Here is a 17547-nt window from a genome sequence, read left to right on the forward strand (position 1 = left end):
TGGCCGCCGTGGAGGAGGCCCATGCGGCGCAGCGACGCGCGTTCGGTTTTCCGTGCCGGATGCCGGGTACGCGCGCCGAGAGCCGGTTTCGTGGGGAGACCGGCGCTTGCAGCCGAACCAGGAGGTGGCGATGCGTATCGGGTACAAACTGGCGGCCGAGGCATTCGGTCCGAACGAGCTTGTCCGCCAAGCGATCCGGGCCGAAGAGGCCGGATTCGATTTCGTCGAGATCAGCGATCACTTCCATCCCTGGCTGGACAACCAAGGGCATTCACCGTTCGCTTGGACCGTGCTCGGAACCATCGCGGCGAAGACCGAGCGCATCGAGCTCGCCACCGGCGTGACCTGCCCGATCCTGCGATACCACCCCGCCATCATCGCGCAGGCGGCGGCCACTCTCGCGATCCTGTCCGACAACCGCTTCACCCTCGGCGTCGGTTCGGGTGAACGCCTCAACGAGCATGTCGTCGGTCGCGAGTTCCCGCCTGTGCGCGTCCGGCAGCGAATGCTCCGCGAAGCCCTCGAGATCATTCGCCTGCTGTGGAGCGGCGGTTATCAGTCCTACGACGGCGAATTCCTGACCCTCTCCGAAGCTCGCGTCTTCGACCTGCCCGACCAGCTCCCGCCGATCGCGGTGGCCGGAGGCGGGCCCCAGGCGGCTCGCCTCGCCGCCGAACTCGGTGACGGTCTGTTCGCCACCGAACCGAAGTCCGAGCTCATCGATCGCTATCGCGCGGCGGGTGGGACAGGACCGCGCTACGCGGAGGTGGGCATGGCGTGGGCGCCCGACGAGGAAACGGCCGCGAAGGCGGTGCTCGACACGACGCGCTGGGCCGTCACGGGGTGGAAGGTGATGAGCGAGTTGCCGAACCCGGTCAACTTCGCCGCCGCGACCACCACGGTCCGTCTGGAGGACATCCTCGACAATTTCGCTTGTGGTCCGGACCCGGCCCGCTATCTCGACGCCGCGAAGCAGTACGCCGACGCGGGATTCGACCATCTCGTGATGCAGAACGCGGGCCCCGACCCCGATGGCTTCCTGGACTTCTACCGCCGCGAACTCGACGAGCCCCTGCGTGCCCTGACGCCGAGGGCGTGAGGGCGTTGCATCGGAGCGAGTGGTGAGGACGCGAGGTCAGGCCTGCCGGGCGGCGGGTCCGCGGATCGCGGTGAACAGGCGCAGGCAGCGTTCGGTCATGTCCTCGGGGGTGTGGCCGGGATGGTCGCTCCACCACGCGATGGTGGTGGACACGATGCTGAACCACAGTGCCAGCAGCAGCGAGTGATCGTCGGCATCGAAGACGTCGGCGTCGGCCAGCACCTGTGCGACACCTGCCGAGCCCATGCCGTTCAACGCATCCTGATACTCGCGGGCCACCGCGTAGGCCTCGCTCGGACGAGGCAGGGTGGCGTCGTAGATGATCTTCCAGTTCTGCGTGCGTCCGTCGAGGGCGTCGAAGATCCCGGCCAATGTCGCCAGCGCCCGGTCGTGGGCACCGGGCGCGGACTGCGCGGCCGCGACCGCATCGACCAGGCTCTTGCCCGCGCGGTGCACGCAAGCCGCGTGCAGACCGTCGCGGGAGCCGAAGTAGGCGTAGACGAGCGGCTTGGAAACCCCCGCGGCCGAGGCGATCCGGACGAGCGAAGCCTTCGCGTAGCCGTGATCGCCGAACTCGGCGGTGGCGACGTCGAGAATCTGCTCCTCCCGCCGCTCGCGCGGCACACCCTTGGTGCCCGGCTTGCTCACGGGGCATCACATACGGGCATGGGACTCCTCGGATATCGCGCAGATACGTCGAATTCGATATTCGCACGCTCCGTTCGGGCGACGGCGCTGTCCATCTCCTCCCGGTACGCCGGCGTCCTGCGGCATCACCTCGCTGCGGAGGGCAGCGGGTCGATCAGCACCCCGGGATTGAGGATGCCCGCCGGATCGAGTGCCGATTTGGCCGCCCGCAGCGCCGCTGCGAAAGTTTCGGGTCGCTGGCGGTCGTACCAGGGACGGTGGTCGCGGCCGACGGCGTGGTGGTGCGTGATGGTCGCACCGGAGATATGGAGTGCTTCCGATACGGCGGTCTTGATCTCGTCCCATTGCTCGACGGTCCGGCCCCAGCGGCCCGCGGCGTAGATGCCGAAGTAGGGCGCGGGTCCGTCCGGGTAGACGTGGGTGAATCGGCAAGTCACCACACCGGTCACACCGGCCGATCGGAACGCGGCGGTCGCCGCTGTCTGCACCGCGGCGCGGAGGTCTTCGAAACGGTCCCAGGTGCAGGCGGTTTCGAATGTCTCCACGATCATCGACTGGGCGGCGAGCGCGTCGCGCTGATACGGCATCCGGAGGAACGACGAGCGCCACGTGTCGGCCGCGCCCGGGCGCGCCGAGTCTTCCGCGGAGTCGGAGGTGCGCACCCCGTCGGGAATGGTGCCGCCGTGCTCACCGCAGATTCGTATCGCCCGGCGCATCGGTTCGTCCACGGGATGGTCGGCGGACTCGAATCCGAGCACCAGCACCCCGCCCGCCGTGCTGGTGCCCGCATTGACGAACGCTTCCACCGGATCCAGCAGCCGGCAGTTGGCCGGATGCAGCCCGGACTGGGCGATGGCCCGCGTCGCGGTCACGGCCGCGCCGTAGCGGTCGAAGAGCACCGACGCTCCGGAACGCCAGCGCGGACGATCCTGCAGGCGCATCCACGCTTCGGTGATCACGCCCAGTATGCCTTCGGACCCGAGGAACATCCGGTCGGGTGAGGGACCCGCACCGGAGGCGGGCAGCCTGCGCGATTCGCTGATCCCGGCCGGGGTGACCACCCGCATCGATTCGACCATGTCATCGATGTGGGTATGGACGGTCGCGTAGTGGCCACCGGCCCGCGTGGCCAGCCAGCCACCGAGCGTCGAGAACTCGAAGGACTGCGGAAAGTGCCGCAGTGTCAGACCATCCGGCCGCAATGCCGCTGCCAGGGCGGGGCCGAGCATGCCCGCTCGAATGCGCGCCGCGCGGCTGGTGCGGTCGAGCTCCACGAGCCCGGCCAAGCGGCTCATGTCCAGCGACACGGACCCGGTGTAGGCGTCCATGCCGCGCGGTTCGACACCGCCTACCACCGACGTTCCGCCGCCGAACGGCACGACGGCGATGCCCGTGCCCGCGCACCAGTCCAGGATGTCGACCACGTCCTGTTCGGTGCGCGGGCGCAACACCTGATCGGGTACATGGTCGACGCGGCCGAGCAGATTGCGCACCACGTCACGAAACGCCTGCCCGTTGCCGTGGGAGACGCGGTCACCGAGGCCTCCCGAGGCCAGGTGAGCCAGCGAATCCGGCGGCTGGACGCGCGGCGGAGGAACGGCCAGCGCTGTCAGGTCCGGCGCCTCGTGCACCGTCGGATCGGCGTCGGGGAGCAGGGCCGCCACCCGCTTCGTCAGCGCTTCGCGCTCGGGGCCGGTTACGGCGTCCTCTCGATTGCCCCATCCCCACCACGACCTCGTCGCCATCGCACGGCTCCCTTCGGAATGTAATTGACTCGATGGTAAATTACTTCGATGTCAATTGTCAGTGCCTTCCTGGCCGGACCGTGACGGCGGCCCGTGGGACCTATGTCGAGTGAGAACCGACCGAATAGCGAGAGTGATTTTTGCCATATCTCAGGGCGTGGTGGCTACGGTCCGAAACGGTTGTTCTTCACGTCACACGGTGTAATGGACCAACGGGTAGCTGGGTAACCCTAGGGACTTTCCCAACCTCGCCGCGCCGATCCGATCGGTGTTCGCTAAGGTCCGATCTGCACGCTCGGGTCATGGTTCACGCATTTGAGGCACCGCTTCTGGCTCCATCGCCAGAGCGGACACTGATCGACCAGAGAGTGAACTCGCCACCGCATGACCCCGACACGTCGTTCCGCACGTCGCGCCCACCATTCACGAGCACGTAATCTGCTGTTCCACCAACTGCTTTCCGCCGCGGTCGACACCTCGTTCGACTCCGCGGCGGTCCGGTACAATCCCACCGGCGATCCCGCCGATCAGCGGGAACTCAGCTATCGGGAGCTGGATGAGACCTCCTCGCGACTGGCCCGGTATCTGATCGGCTTCGGTCTGGGGCCGGGAGACTTCGTCGCGGTGGCCATCACGCGGTCGGTGGAGTCGGTGCTGGCGGTGTGGGCGGTCGCGAAAACCGGCGCCGCCTACGTGCCCGTCGATCCTTCCTATCCGGCCGATCGCATCGCGCACATGATCGCGGATTCCGGCGTCGTCGTCGGTCTCACCACCTCGGCACATCGAGCGGCGCTGCCCGCCACGGGGACCGATTGGATAGAACTCGACGCCCCGGCGCACCGCGAGCGGCTCGCCGCCCAGCCCGGTCATTCGATCTCCTACCTGGACCGGTCGCGCCCGCTGACCGAACAGCACCTCGCCTACGTGATCTACACCTCCGGCTCGACGGGCAAGCCGAAAGGCGTCGCCGTCACCCATGCCGGCCTTGCGGCCCTGGTCGAGCACGAGATCGCCGTGCGGGTGGTGACCCGGGAATCGCGCGTCACGCATCTGTGCACACCGAGCTTCGACTTCTCGGTGATCGAGATGCTGCTCGCCTTCTCGGCGGGAGCGACTCTGGTCGTCGCGCCGCCCGCGGTGTTCGGCGGCATGGAACTGGCCGATCTGCTGCGGCGGGAGCGGGTCACGCATCTGTGCATCACCCCGGGAGCCCTGGAGTCGATCGACCCGGCCGGACTCGACGACCTCCGGGCCATCCTGTGCGGCGGGGAGCGCGTGAGTCGCGAACTGGTGGCCCGGTGGGCGAACGCCGACCGGGCCTTCTACATCGTCTACGGCCCCACCGAGACAACCATCTTCGCCACCGGCACCGCGGCGCTGCGCGCGGGCGAGGCGACCCACATCGGGACTCCGGTCCCAGCGCTGGGCGTCCACGTGCTCGATGCCCGGCTACGGATGGTGCCCACGGGAGTGATCGGCGAACTGTATCTCTCCGGGCCGGCGCTGGCGCAGGGATATCTCGGGCGACCCGGGCTGACCGCCGACAGGTTCGTGGCCAATCCGTTCGCGACGGCGCCCGGCGCCCGCATGTATCGCACCGGCGATATGGTGCGGCGCACCTCGGCCGGGCTGATCGAATACCACGGCCGAGTGGATTTCCAGGTCAAGATCCGAGGGCTGCGAATCGAGCTCGACGAGATCGACAACGCACTGACCGCCCACCCCGACGTCGACTACGCCGTGACACTCGGCACGACGCTGCCATCCGGTGGCAGAGCGCTGGTGTCCTATGTGCTGCCGCGCGTGGCGTCCGCCCCTGGCGACTGCGGCCGGGTGACCCTGAACACCACGGAACTGATCGATTTCCTAGCCAAAACCCTTCCCGCATATATGATTCCGGCGTCGATCACGGTGCTCGACGAACTCCCGCTCACACCGGTCGGCAAACTGGATCGCGCGGCGCTACCGGAGCCGGCGCTCACCACCAGACGGTTCCGTGCGCCCGCTACGCCGACCGAGCGGGTGGTCGCCGACATCTTCGCCGCGTTGCTGCTGCCGCACCCCGGCGCAGGCCAGGTGGGGGCGAACGACGATTTCTTCGAACTCGGGGGCAACTCGCTGATCGCCACACAGGCCGCGGCGCGGCTCGGCACCGCGCTGGGTGTCCGTGTTCCGGTCGCGCTGCTGTTCGAGGCGCCGGCGGTGGCGAAACTGGCCGAACGCCTGGGGGACCTGACCCGGGCGTCGCATCCCGCGCCGCGACCGATGGCACGGCCCGAGCGGGTGCCGCTGTCGTACGCGCAGCGGCGGATGTGGTTTCTGAATCGGTTCGACCCGGCCGCGGCGAGCAACCACATTCCGCTGGCGGTGCGGTTGAGCGGGGAGCTGGACGTGGACGCGCTGCGCGCCGCGATCCGGGACCTGGTCGAGCGGCACGAGGTACTGCGGACCAGCTATCCGGATCACGACGGCACGGGCAGCCAATGTGTGCATCCCGTGTCGGATCCGAGGGCGGTACCCGAACTGCCGGTGCTCGACGTCATCGAGACCGAGATCCCGGAGCGCACCGTAGCCGCGGTGGTCGAGGGCTTCGACGTGACGGCGGCGCCGCCGATCCGGTTGCGTCTGCTGCGCTCGAACGAGACCGAGCATGTGCTCGTGGGCGCGATCCACCACATCGCCGCGGACGGCTCCTCCATCGGCCCGCTGACCGCCGACCTGATGACCGCCTATACGGCCAGGGCCGCAGGGCACGGTCCGATCTGGACGCCGCTGCCCCTGCAGTACGCGGACTACACGCTGTGGCAGCGTCGAATGCTGGGCGAGGAGAGCGATCCGGATTCGACACTCGCCCGCCAGATCGGATTCTGGCGAGAACGGCTGGCGGACCTGCCGGAAAGGCTGGACCTACCCGCGGACCGGCCGCGCCCGGCGGTGTTCTCGGGTCGCGGCGCCACGCACGAATTCAAGATCGATGCGACGGTGCACGCGGCGCTGAACCGGCTGGCGCACCACCACGACGCGACGCTGTTCATGGTCGCGCACGCGGTATACGCCGTTCTGCTGGCCAGGCTGTCGAACACCCGCGACATCACAGTCGGCACACCGGTGGCCGGTCGCGGCGAAGCCGCGTTGGACGGCCTGATCGGCATGTTCGTCAACACCCTCGCGCTGCGTACCGAGATCGACCCCGGTCACACCTTCGCCGAACTGCTCGACCAGGTGCGCGGCCGGGATATCGAGGCGTTCGGATATGCCGACGTACCGTTCGAACGCTTGGTGGAATTGCTGGACCCGGTGCGGTCGAGCGCGCATCACCCGCTGTTCCAGACGATGCTGACCTTCCACAACTTCGCGCAGGCGACGCTGGAACTGCCCGCTCTCATCGTCTCCGCCCTCGACTTCGCGCTGCCACTGGCGAAGTTCGATCTCGAGCTGACCATGGTGCCGCACGAGGACGAGCGGACGCCGCTGGGAATCTCCGCCGCCTTCACGTATTCCACCGACCTGTTCGAGGAGGCGACGGTCGCGGGCTTCGCCCGGCGGCTGTGCGCGCTCCTCGCCGCCGTCGCCGACTCGGCGGATCGCCCGGTGGGCGAGCTGGACCTGCTCGACGCCGCGGAGCGCACCGCCATCCTGGCCCACTGGAACGACACCCGGCATCCCGTCCCCCCGGGGCTGGTGCTCGACGGCTACCGGCGTGCGGTAGCGCGGCACCCGGACGATGTCGCGATCGTCTGCGCGTGCCTGCGACTGACCTACCGGGAGTTCGACGAGCGGGTCAACCGGCTCGCGCGGGTGCTCATCGACCACGGCGTCGGCGCGGAATCGCTGGTGGGACTGGCGATCCGGCGTTCGGTCGACCTGGTGGCCGGGATGTACGCGATTCTCACCGCGGGCGGCGCGTACGTCCCGCTGGACCCGGATCATCCCGCCGAGCGGCTCGCGCATGTGCTCGAGGTCGCCCGGCCCGTCTGTGTGCTCACCACGACCGCCGACGCGGTGCCGATGCCCGATGACGTCGTCGTCCTGACTTCGGACACCCTCGAAGCCGACCGACGCTCGGGGGCACCGATCCGTTCGGATGAACTGCTGCGTACGGTGCTGCCGGAGCACCCGGCCTATGTGATCTTCACGTCCGGGTCGACCGGGCGCCCGAAAGGCGTGACAGTCTCGCACAAGGCGATCGACAACCAGATCGAGTGGATGCTCGCCCAGTACCCCATGGGGCCGGGAGAGGTGTACCTCCAGAAGACCGCGACCACCTTCGACGTTTCGTTGTGGGGCTACCTCATGCCGCTGCGGTCGGGCGCGAAGCTCGTCGTCGCCGATCACGACGGGCACCGCGACGCGGACTATCTCGCCGCGACCATCGCCGAACACGAGGTCACCATCACCGACTTCGTGCCTTCCATGTTGACGGTATTCGCCGCGCATGCGGCGCCAGGCAGCCTTGCCACACTGCGGCATCTGTTCGTCATCGGGGAGGCTTTGCCGCCGGAGACCGTGCGCGCGGTCCGGGCGGTCACCGAGGCGCAGGTGCACAACTTGTACGGGCCCACCGAGGCCGCGGTGTCGGTGACCTACTGGCCGGCGGGGACGGGTGAGGGATCGACGGTGCCGATCGGCCGGCCGCAGTGGAATACGCGGGTCTACGTGCTGGATTCGCGCTTGCGACCGGTGCCCGCCGGGGTACCCGGCGAGCTGTATCTGGCCGGGGACCAGCTCGCCCGCGGATATGTGCGGCAGGCTGCGCAGACGGCCGGTCGCTTCGTCGCGAACCCGTTCGACCGCGGAACCAGGATGTACCGCACCGGTGACCTGGCGGTCTGGCGGGCGCCCAGTGCGGACGAGCCCCAGCGACTGGAATATCTGGGGCGCACCGATTCTCAGGTGAAGTTCCGTGGCCAGCGGATCGAGCTCGGCGAGATCGAGGCCGCGCTGCTGGCGCAACCGTCGGTGAGTCAAGCGGTCGCGGCGGTGGCGCCCTCGCCGGTGAGCGATCGGCTGGTCGCCTATGTGGTTGCGCGGCCCGGGCATGTCATCGACGATCGAGAGCTCTTCGCCGGGATTTCGGCGGTGCTGCCCGCGTACATGATCCCCTGCGTGCTGGTCGAACTGCCCGCGCTGCCGCTGAACGTGAGCGGCAAACTCGACCGCAAGGCACTGCCCCGGCCGACGGTCACCCCCGGGAAGTTCCGGGCCGCTCGAAATCCCGTCGAACAGGCCGTCGCCGCGGTGTTCACCGACCTGCTCGGCATCGAGGGAGTGGGCATCGATGACGACTTCTTCGCCCTCGGCGGCAATTCGCTGCTCGCGACCCGTGCGGTCGCGAGGCTCAACGAGGCGCTGCGATCCCAGGTCACCGTGCGTGATCTGTTCGAGGCGCCCCGGGTCGCCGCACTCGCCGCGAGGGCGGTGTCCGACGGTACGGGCGCCGTCCGTCCGCCCTTGGTCCGGACGCGACGGACCGATCGCATCCCGCTCTCGCCGGCACAGCATCGGATGTGGTTGCTCAACCGCATCGAGCCGGACTCGCCCGCTTACAACATGCCCTTCGCCGTCCGGCTGACCGGCATCCTCGACGTGCCCGCGCTGCGCTACGCGGTCGCCGACGTGATCGAACGGCACGAGGTGCTGCGCACCCGCTACCCGGTCGACGCCGACGGGCAGCCGGGTCAGGAGATCTTGACGACCGCTGCGGTCCTCCCCGATGGTCTCGCCGTGGAGCACGACCTGACCGAGGTCGCGGACATGGTGAACGGGCTGATGTGCGCGGGCTTCGATGTGACCACGGCCGCGCCGGTACGGCTGCGACTGTTCACCTCGGGCCGCGATCATCTCCTCGTCATCGTGACGCACCACATCTCGGCGGATGGCGCGTCGCTCGCGCCGCTGGCCCGCGACCTGGCGACCGCCTACGTCTCCCGTTTGAACGGTTGTGCACCGGACTGGCCCCCGCTCCCGGTGCAGTATGCCGATTTCGCGATCTGGCAGCACGCTGTTCTCGGCCGCGACGACTGCGATCATTCCCTCGCCGCGCGGCAATTGTCTTACTGGCGCGATCAATTGGCCGGGCTGACCGCACCGCTGGAGCTGCCTGCCGATCGCCCTCGTCCGTCGAGGCCCGCCAACCGCGGCGCGTCGACCGGCTTCACCATCCCGGCGCCGGTACACCAACGACTGACCGCGATCGCGCGCGAGCACAACGCGACGTTGTTCATGGTGATCCACGCGGCGCTCGCCACGGTGATCGGACGCCTCTGCGGCACGACGGACGTCGTGATCGGCACCCCGGTCGCCGGACGCGGCGAACGCGCGCTGGACGATCTGATCGGCATGTTCGTCAACACGTTGGCTCTGCGGGTCGACGTCGATCCGGCCGCGACTTTCCACGACCTCGTGGATCGCTCCCGGGAAGCGGCTCTTTCGGCGTTCGCCAACGCCGACGTGCCTTTCGAGCGAGTGGTCGAGCAGGCCGCGCCCGCTCGAACCGGAACGCGGAACCCGCTGGTGCCGGTGATGCTGGCGTTCCAGAACATCGAGCAGCCCGCCCTGGAGCTGCCGGACCTGACGGTCACCGCTGTCGACAACGGCGCGATCACCGCGAAATTCGATCTCCAAGTCGTCGTCGAGCCACGACTAGGTGCCGACGGCCGGGCGGCGGGAATCGCCGTGACATTCACCTATGCCACCGAACTCTTCGACGAATCGACCGTCCGAGCCTTCGGGCGGCGATTCGAGCGCATCGTGGCGGCGGTGGCGCAAGAGCCCTCCGCGGCGGTATGGGACATCGGCATTCTCGACGAAAACGATGTCCTGCCCGCCGATGCGCGCGAGGCGTGTGCCGGGCCGTCCGATATCGCGGACGCGGCGGTGGCGACGCTGCCCGCGCTGGTCTGCGAGCAGGCGCAGCGCAGGCCGGACGCGTCGGCCGTCCGATTCGGCGCCGCCACGCTGAGCTTCGAGACGTTGTGCCGTCGCGCGAATCGAGTCGCCCGTGCGTTGATCGCGGCCGGCGCAGGTCCGGAATCCGTTGTGGCCGTCGCGGTCTCGCGGACGGAGGAACTGCCGGTTGCGCTGCTCGGGGTGCTTGCGGCCGGTGCGGCGTACCTGCCCGTCGATCTCGGCTACCCGGCGCAGCGGCTGGCCTTCGTGCTCGCCGACGCGGCGCCGGTCTGCGTGCTGACCACGGCTGCCGACCGCTCCGACATCCCGGACGCCGGACTACCCACCGTCCTGCTGGAACAGTCGGCGGAGTTCTGCGACGCTCCGATCACCGACGCCGACCGGCTGAGGCCGCTGCTTCCGGACAACCTCGCCTACGTCATCTACACCTCGGGCTCGACGGGCGTGCCGAAGGGCGTCGGCGTGACGCACCGCAACGTGGTGGAACTGTGCGCGAATGCGCGACCGCTGTTCGGATTCGGCGAGCGAGACGTCTGGACGGTGTTCCACTCCTTCGCATTCGACTTCTCGGTGTGGGAGCTGTGGTGCGGGCTCGTGACCGGCGGCACCGTCGTCGTGGTCGACTACGCGACATCGCGAACACCGGAACTGTTCCGGGAGTTGTTGATTCGTGAACAGGTGACGGTGCTGAACCAGACTCCGTCGGCGTTCTGTCAACTCGTCGAAGCCGACCGCGACGCCTGCGCCGCCTCCGGGGAATTCGCGCTGCGATACGTGATCTTCGGAGGCGAGGCGCTGGACCTGCGGCACCTGCGACGGTGGCGCGAGCGTCATCCGGGGGACGCGCCGCGATTGGTCAACATGTACGGCATCACCGAGACGACCGTGCACGTCTCCTTCCTGGAGATCGGCGCGCATCTGATGGACAGTCCGGAAAGCCTCGTCGGCCGAGCGCTGCCCGGTCTGGACACCCATGTCCTGGATCTCCGGCTGCGTCCGGCGCCGTTCGGTACACCCGGTGAGATCTACGTCGCGGGCAGCCAGCTGTCGCGCGGTTACTCGGGACGGCCCGGGCTCACCGCGACGCGGTTCGTCGCGAATCCGTTCGGGCCGCCGGGATCCCGGATGTACCGCTCGGGTGACCTGGCGCGCTGGACCCGGTTCGACGGCGACGCCGGGCTCGCCTATGCCGGTCGCGGCGACCAGCAAGTGCAATTACGCGGTTTCCGGATCGAGCTCGGGGAGATCGAAGCGGCGTTGCTGCGCTGTCCCGGCGTGAGCCAGGCCGTCGCGGTGGTCCGGGCCGATCCGGCACTCGGCGATCAGCTCGTCGGCTACGTGCTGCCCGAGCCGGATGCGCGGCTGGATCCGGCCGGACTGCGCACCCAGGTGGCCGAATACCTGACCGGATACATGGTGCCGGCCGCGATCGTGGTGATCGACGTCATTCCGTTGACCCCCAACGGCAAGCTCGACCGGCGTGCGCTACCCGCGCCCGCATTCCGCGGTCGTGAGTTCCGTGCGGCCGCCACGCCCGTCGAGTCCACCGTCGCCGCCGCCTTCGCCGAGGTGCTCGGCGCCGATCGCTTCGGCATGGACGACAACTTCTTCGAACACGGCGGAAACTCCCTGCTCGCCGCGAAGCTGACGCTTCGGCTGTCGTCCGCGCTCGGCACCCGGATTCCGGTGATGCGGGTGTTCACCGCGCCCACACCCGCGGAACTGGTCGCCGACCTGGCCAGCCGTGCGAGCGGAACGGTCGAGACCGAGGCGGCCTTCGACATGCTGCTACCGCTGCGCCCCCGCGGTTCGGCCGCGCCGCTGTTCTGCGTTCACCCGGTGTCGGGAATTTCCTGGTCGTACGCGGGTCTCGCCGCCTATCTCGACCCGGATCGACCCATCTACGGATTGCAGACGCCGGTGCTGGCGACCGAGGGGGCGATGCCGGGTTCGATCGAGGAATGGGCTGATCGCTACCTCGAGCTCATCCGCTCCGAGCAGCCGACAGGTCCGTACCACCTTCTCGGTTGGTCGTTCGGTGGCGTCATCGCACACGAGATCGCGGTGCAATTGCGGCGCGCGGGCGAGCGGGTCGCGCTGCTCGCGGTGATGGACAGTTATATGGCGGATCCGCCGGGCACCCCGCCTGGTGACGCGGGGCAAGTGCCGGTGGCCGAATTGATCGGCGGTCTGCTCGGTGAGCAAGCGGGCGACCTCGGCAATGTGGCGGATGTGGACTGGGCCGCGCTTCCGCAGAAGATGACCGAACTCCCCGAGCCGTTCGCGTCGTTCGGCGCCGACCGCGTCACCCGGATCCTCGACGCGGCGGTGCACTCGGTGGCGCTCCGCAGCGCCTACGACCCGCCCGTGTACCGGGGAGACGTCATCTATTTCACGGCCGCGCTCGACGATCCGACCGGCTGCGTCGGCGCGTCGATCTGGCAAGAGGTCGTCGACGGCCGAGTGCACAACTACGCCGTACCCACCACGCATTGGCGGATGACCGTCGCGTCGGGGCTCGCCCGGATCGCCGAGGTGCTGACCCGGGCGTGGCGCGGGGACGAGCCGGGCTCGGCATGCCCGGTCAACCGGTGAACCAGCGGCGCAGCCGGGCCTCGGCCGCGGCGGTCTTCTCCCGGGCGAGTTCTACCGAAGGCGGTGTGAACGGGGCGACCGGCGCGGGACCGGACAGGAAATCGGCGTCGACCTTGCCGACCAGCCCGTCCCCGAACTCGATATGGCACGTGCCGCGGCCGCGGTACCGCTGCGACGGCGCCGCTGCGCGCAGCTCGGCTTCGATGCCCGCGGCGACGGTGCGGGCGGCGTCCTCGGCGAACACCCCCGCACGCGGGACCGGTGCGTCGGCGCAGTCGCCGAGGGCGAAGACGCCGGGGTACGGCGTTCGCAGTGTGCGCGGATCGACGGCGATCCAGCCGTCGGCCCCGCCCTCGGTCAACCCGGAGGCCTCGACGACCGCGGGCACCCGGTGCTTCGGGATTCCGATGAACAGGTCGTAGGGAAGATCGCCGGTGCGGGTGACCGCCACGTGGCGGCTCGGATCGAGCGCGTGCACCACGCGCCCGGGTGAGTATTCGATTCCCCGGCGGGTCAGCGCTTCCACGATCGCGGCGGAGGTATCCGCGGACACCGGAATAGGGGAGTCCATCGGGGTCAGGAAGTGGATGCCGGTGCGCTCACGGACGCCACGCCGGGTCAGCTGCTCGTGCAGGAGCATGCCGCCTTCGTAAGGCGCGGGCGGGCACTTGAAGGGGACGCTCAGCACCGCGACGATCACGGCCCCGCCGTCGAAGTCGCCGAGGCGGTCGCGCAATCGCCGGGCGCCGTCCATCGAGTAGTACTCGTATCCGTCTTCGGCGAAGCCCGGGGTCGCGCCCGGGTCGTAGTCGGCGCCGAGCGCGACGACGAGGATGTCCGGTTCGTACTCCGAGCGGTCGGTGCGGACGCGCCGGGCCCGTGGGTCGATTTCGAGGACTTCCTCCTGCCGGAATTCGACGCGCGGATGGTCGAAGCGGGCGTAGGGCACGCGCACGGCCTCCGGCGGTACGTCTCGGAACAGGATGTCCAGTTTGGCGAAGCCGAGGGTGAAGGAGTCGTTGCGGTCGATGATGACGATGCGGAGCTCGTCGGCCGGCGAGCCCGACAGACGGGTGGCCAGCTCCAGTCCTCCGAACCCCGCACCGAGAATGAGTACGGTAGTCATAGCCTGATTCTTCTCCCGGTCACGCCGCCGGTCGAGCGGCTCCCTACCGGGGGAGGAGGCCGGCCGGAGGCGCGAGCGCCTTTCCCGCGACGAACCGGCGGGCAGCTTTCCCGGTCGGAGCCCACACCGCCGTGGCCGGAGTGCCCTGCATTCGGTGACCTTCGGCCATCATCTCCGCCGCCGGATCGCGCGATGCTGAAAGCGAACCGAGTAGATCGCGCAGTGATGGCACCCGCCATCGACCACCCGTAATGAGCATGCCCCATGACAGAACTACGGCCCCTCGATTCGGGCTTCATGGAACTAGAGGACGCCGACCGGCACATCAGTCTCGGAATCGGCGCGGTGGCGATCATTTCCGGTGCTCCGCCGAGCCGGGAGGAGTTCACCGGCCTACTCGCCAGGGGGGTGGGGCAGAACGCGCGCCTGCGCCAGAAGGTGCGGCGGGCGCCACTCGACCTCGCCGCGCCGGTCTGGGAGGACGACCCGAATTTCGATCTCGCACACCATATCCGGTGGACCGCGTTGCCCACGCCGGGCGACGAGCCCGTGCTGTGCGAACTGGTGGCGGCGGAACTGGAGGAGCGGCTCGATCGCGACCACCCGCTGTGGCAGTGCGTTGTCGTCGAGCATCTCTCCGGTGACCGCTGGGCCCTGGTCGTCAAAGCGCATCACAGCCTGGTGGACGGAGTGTCCGGCATCTCGGTGTTCCGGAACCTCTGCGATGCGGTATCGGCGGAACCGCAGGACGCCGCGACCGAGCCGCGGGCTCGTACCGAGGTGCGGTGGCTGGACGTGGTTCGCGACGTGGCACGGCTGCCCGTCGTCGCGCCCCGGACTGTGCTCGGCATGGTGCGCGGTCTTGCTCCGCTCGCCTCCGCCGTCGTGTCACCGGCCGCCGGAGGCTCGCTCAACGGCCCCATCGGACGGCAGCGCCGGTACGTCGTGGCGCGCGCCGCCCTGTCGGATGTCCATCACATCGGTGACGCGTTCGGCGTCACCGTCAACGACGTCGTACTGGCCTCGGTCGCCGCCGCATACCGCGACCTGCTGATCGGCCGGAACGAGCGACCCGCGCCGGACACACTGCGCATCCTCGTTCCGGTGTCGATGCGGTCCGAGAAGGCGAGACACGCGCTGGACAACCGGGTTTCGGCGATGCTGCCGTTGCTGCCGATCGATGTCGCCGACCCGGTCGAGCGGCTGGAGGCGCTTCGGGAGCGGATGGCCGAACACAAGGCGAGCGGCGAAGCACGAGCGGAGAACTCGGTGCTGGAGCTGGCCGACCGGCTGCCGTTCGCGCCCATCGCGTGGAGCCTCCGTCTGCTGACGCGAGTTCCGCAGCGAACCGTGGGCGCGCTGGTGACGAACGTGCCCGGGCCGCGCGACCAGTTGACCGTGGGCGGGCGCGAGGTCGTGGAACTGCTGCCCGCCATACCGATCGCGATGCGTGTACGTACCGCGATCGTGGTCCTGAGCTATGTGGGCCACCTGACCTTCGGCATTACCGGAGACTACGACACCGCACCCGATATCGCGGTGCTCGCCGAGGGTATCGAGCGCGAGATCCGGCGGCTGCGTGAGCGCGCCGGGATTCGGCGGCTGCCGCGGCCGGAGGTGAGCGGACCGTGACAGGCACCCGGACGGCGGCGGGTCGCCGGCCCCACGGCTTCGGCCGCCGGAAGATGACGGATCGGGGACTTTTTGCCCTGTCCGACAGCGCGACCCGGTGGTGGTATGGGAGGCCGCGGTGACGAGTGAAGACCGGAAAGCGAGGTCGTTGCCAGGTGGATTCGCGCGCAACGTGCCCCGGCACGAGATCATGATCGCGTCGAACGGTCGTATCGCCGACAGCGGCGTCACGAGCCGCGCGATGGTCGAGATCGACCGCGAGGAGGCGTTGCGGCTGCTGGCGAGTGTGGCCTACGGGCGCGTGGTGTTCACCCGCGACGCGCTGCCCGCGATCCGGCCGGTCAACCATTTCGTCGAGGACGGCGTGGTCGTCGTGCGTACGCGGGTCACGTCACGGCTCACGGACACGGTTCGTGCCGATCCCTGTGTCGTGGTGGCCTACGAGGCCGATGACATAGACCCGGTGACCCATGTCGGCTGGTCGGTTGTCGTGACCGGTCTCGCCCGTACGGTCACCGACCCGGAACGGGTCGTCCGCTACACCTCCCTGCTCCGGCCGTGGGCCGAGGGGGGCATGGATACGGTCGTCGCCATCGAACCAACGATAGTCACCGGCTTCCGGCTCGTCGAGGAACAGCGATAGGTGTAGCGCGCGGCGACGGACGAGACTTTCGGGTACGGAAAGCGACTGGATTGTTCTCACATCACGGGGGCGAGGGATTGTCCCGGGCAGCACGCTGTCGCGTGCGAACCACCTCGCCGAATATGCCGAACCATCGTCCCGAGAATCAGCGCGTATATATCCGGTGGGACCGGTGCTCGGGCTCGGCGGACGGCCGAGTTCCGCTGCGGATTACCACACTCCGTGGTGGGCGGTGCGTACTCGGAACGCCGGTGGTGCAGTTCGTTCCCGCCGCGGCGCCGGTCTTCCGCATGCTGTCGTCGGACCGCTCGACGGGGCGGATTCGCGGTCTGACCGGGCCGATACCCACTCGCCTCCGGCGCCGACAGCCACTCGACGTCGTTTCGCCCATCGAACCGAGCTGATCCCTGGCGCGGGAATGCCGATGGCTCGGCGACATGGTTTCGGTAATTGATGCGATACCGTCTATTGCGCTGAAAGAAATCTCGTAATGAAGTGAAAAATGATTCCAGCCGGAATGGAGTGCAATAAGGAACATCTTTATGGATGTATGTATTGCGATATGATCGCTACGGGAAGGGTGAATAAAACTAAATTCTCAGCGATCTCTGGCAGTTATCCGCTTGGGCGCAGAAATGAATAGTTGCCCATATATTGCTGCGAGCAGTTGAAATGCACTTGTTTTCGCTGTGGCCGCACAAGGATGGGCGGTGGGTTCCGCTGTCCTTCTCTTCGGTGGCGATGACTGTCCCGACTTGATCGCGGTCCCCATCCGGCATGTACCATGCCCGATCGGGGGTGTTCATCATCGGATGCACCCCTCGTTATCAGGTGCTTCGCAGTTGATGCGTGCGCGTGGTGATCGCATCGCGGCGAGGCGTGCCGCGGCCACATCGCTCGAAACGAGATTGGAAACGCCCGGCTTCCGTGCGGAGTCGAGAGCTTTGATGCCACTAGACTGACCCGGACTGCTGTCAGATAGCTTGTTCCGCCTGAGTGTCGATGCTTCACCCCAGATTCAAAAGTTCTGTTTTCAGATTCTGAACTACTGGAAATGCCGACAAACGGGAGGTGTGGAAGGCGCCGTTGATGTCACGCACGGATCCGATTCGGATACCTGGCGCTGACGGAACCAGCTACATGCGGTACC

The 17547-nt window shown here is 68.4% G+C and carries 7 protein-coding genes; 4 read left to right on the forward strand and 3 right to left on the reverse strand.

The window, feature by feature from the left end; genetic code table 11:
* Positions 1-130: 130 nt before the first annotated feature.
* Positions 131-1099, forward strand: coding sequence for a TIGR03557 family F420-dependent LLM class oxidoreductase (locus tag K8O92_22650; GenBank protein ID UAK30686.1), 969 nt, complete (start codon positions 131-133; stop codon positions 1097-1099).
* Positions 1100-1135: 36 nt separating this feature from the next.
* On the opposite strand, the gene K8O92_22655 is transcribed toward K8O92_22650, so the two are convergent.
* Together K8O92_22655 and K8O92_22660 are read right to left on the reverse strand one after the other, a co-directional pair.
* Positions 1136-1747, reverse strand: coding sequence for a TetR/AcrR family transcriptional regulator (locus K8O92_22655; GenBank protein UAK30687.1), 612 nt, complete (start codon positions 1745-1747; stop codon positions 1136-1138).
* A 125-nt stretch (positions 1748-1872) separates the two neighbouring features.
* Entirely contained in the window at positions 1873-3492 is a 1620-nt protein-coding gene (locus tag K8O92_22660; protein UAK30688.1) for an FAD-binding oxidoreductase, read from the reverse strand.
* 384 nt (positions 3493-3876) lie between these two features.
* Here K8O92_22660 and K8O92_22665 point away from each other — a divergent pair, with 384 nt between their 5' ends.
* On the forward strand, positions 3877-12996 hold the full coding sequence (locus K8O92_22665) for an amino acid adenylation domain-containing protein (GenBank protein UAK30689.1): 9120 nt from the start codon (positions 3877-3879) through the stop codon (positions 12994-12996).
* Here the strand turns inward: K8O92_22665 and K8O92_22670 are convergent.
* The gene (locus K8O92_22670) at positions 12986-14122 is read right to left on the reverse strand and encodes an FAD-dependent oxidoreductase (protein UAK30690.1); all 1137 of its coding nucleotides are present in this window, start codon (positions 14120-14122) and stop codon (positions 12986-12988) included. The genes K8O92_22665 and K8O92_22670 overlap by 11 nt on opposite strands.
* Positions 14123-14386: 264 nt before the next feature.
* Here K8O92_22670 and K8O92_22675 point away from each other — a divergent pair, with 264 nt between their 5' ends.
* Together K8O92_22675 and K8O92_22680 are read left to right on the forward strand one after the other, a co-directional pair.
* Positions 14387-15754 carry a wax ester/triacylglycerol synthase family O-acyltransferase gene (locus K8O92_22675; GenBank protein ID UAK30691.1) on the forward strand — a complete coding sequence of 456 codons (1368 nt, stop codon included), beginning with the start codon at positions 14387-14389 and terminating at the stop codon, positions 15752-15754.
* 190 nt (positions 15755-15944) lie between these two features.
* Positions 15945-16397 carry a pyridoxamine 5'-phosphate oxidase family protein gene (locus tag K8O92_22680; protein UAK35883.1) on the forward strand — a complete coding sequence of 151 codons (453 nt, stop codon included), beginning with the start codon at positions 15945-15947 and terminating at the stop codon, positions 16395-16397.
* The last annotated feature ends 1150 nt before the right edge of the window (positions 16398-17547 follow it).

The sequence above is a fragment of the Nocardia asteroides genome (genome assembly GCA_019930625.1).
In the GTDB taxonomy this organism is placed as follows: domain Bacteria; phylum Actinomycetota; class Actinomycetes; order Mycobacteriales; family Mycobacteriaceae; genus Nocardia; species Nocardia sputi.

What these genes read in the sequence shown, in the direction of transcription:
- K8O92_22650 (UAK30686.1), top strand. Translation starts at nt 131, where the DNA reads ATGCGTATCGGGTACAAACTGGCGGCCGAGGCATTCGGTCCGAACGAG.
- K8O92_22660 (UAK30688.1), bottom strand. Translation starts at nt 3,492, where the DNA reads ATGGCGACGAGGTCGTGGTGGGGATGGGGCAATCGAGAGGACGCCGTA.
- K8O92_22665 (UAK30689.1), top strand. Translation starts at nt 3,877, where the DNA reads ATGACCCCGACACGTCGTTCCGCACGTCGCGCCCACCATTCACGAGCA.
- K8O92_22670 (UAK30690.1), bottom strand. Translation starts at nt 14,122, where the DNA reads ATGACTACCGTACTCATTCTCGGTGCGGGGTTCGGAGGACTGGAGCTG.
- K8O92_22675 (UAK30691.1), top strand. Translation starts at nt 14,387, where the DNA reads ATGACAGAACTACGGCCCCTCGATTCGGGCTTCATGGAACTAGAGGAC.
- K8O92_22680 (UAK35883.1), top strand. Translation starts at nt 15,945, where the DNA reads ATGATCGCGTCGAACGGTCGTATCGCCGACAGCGGCGTCACGAGCCGC.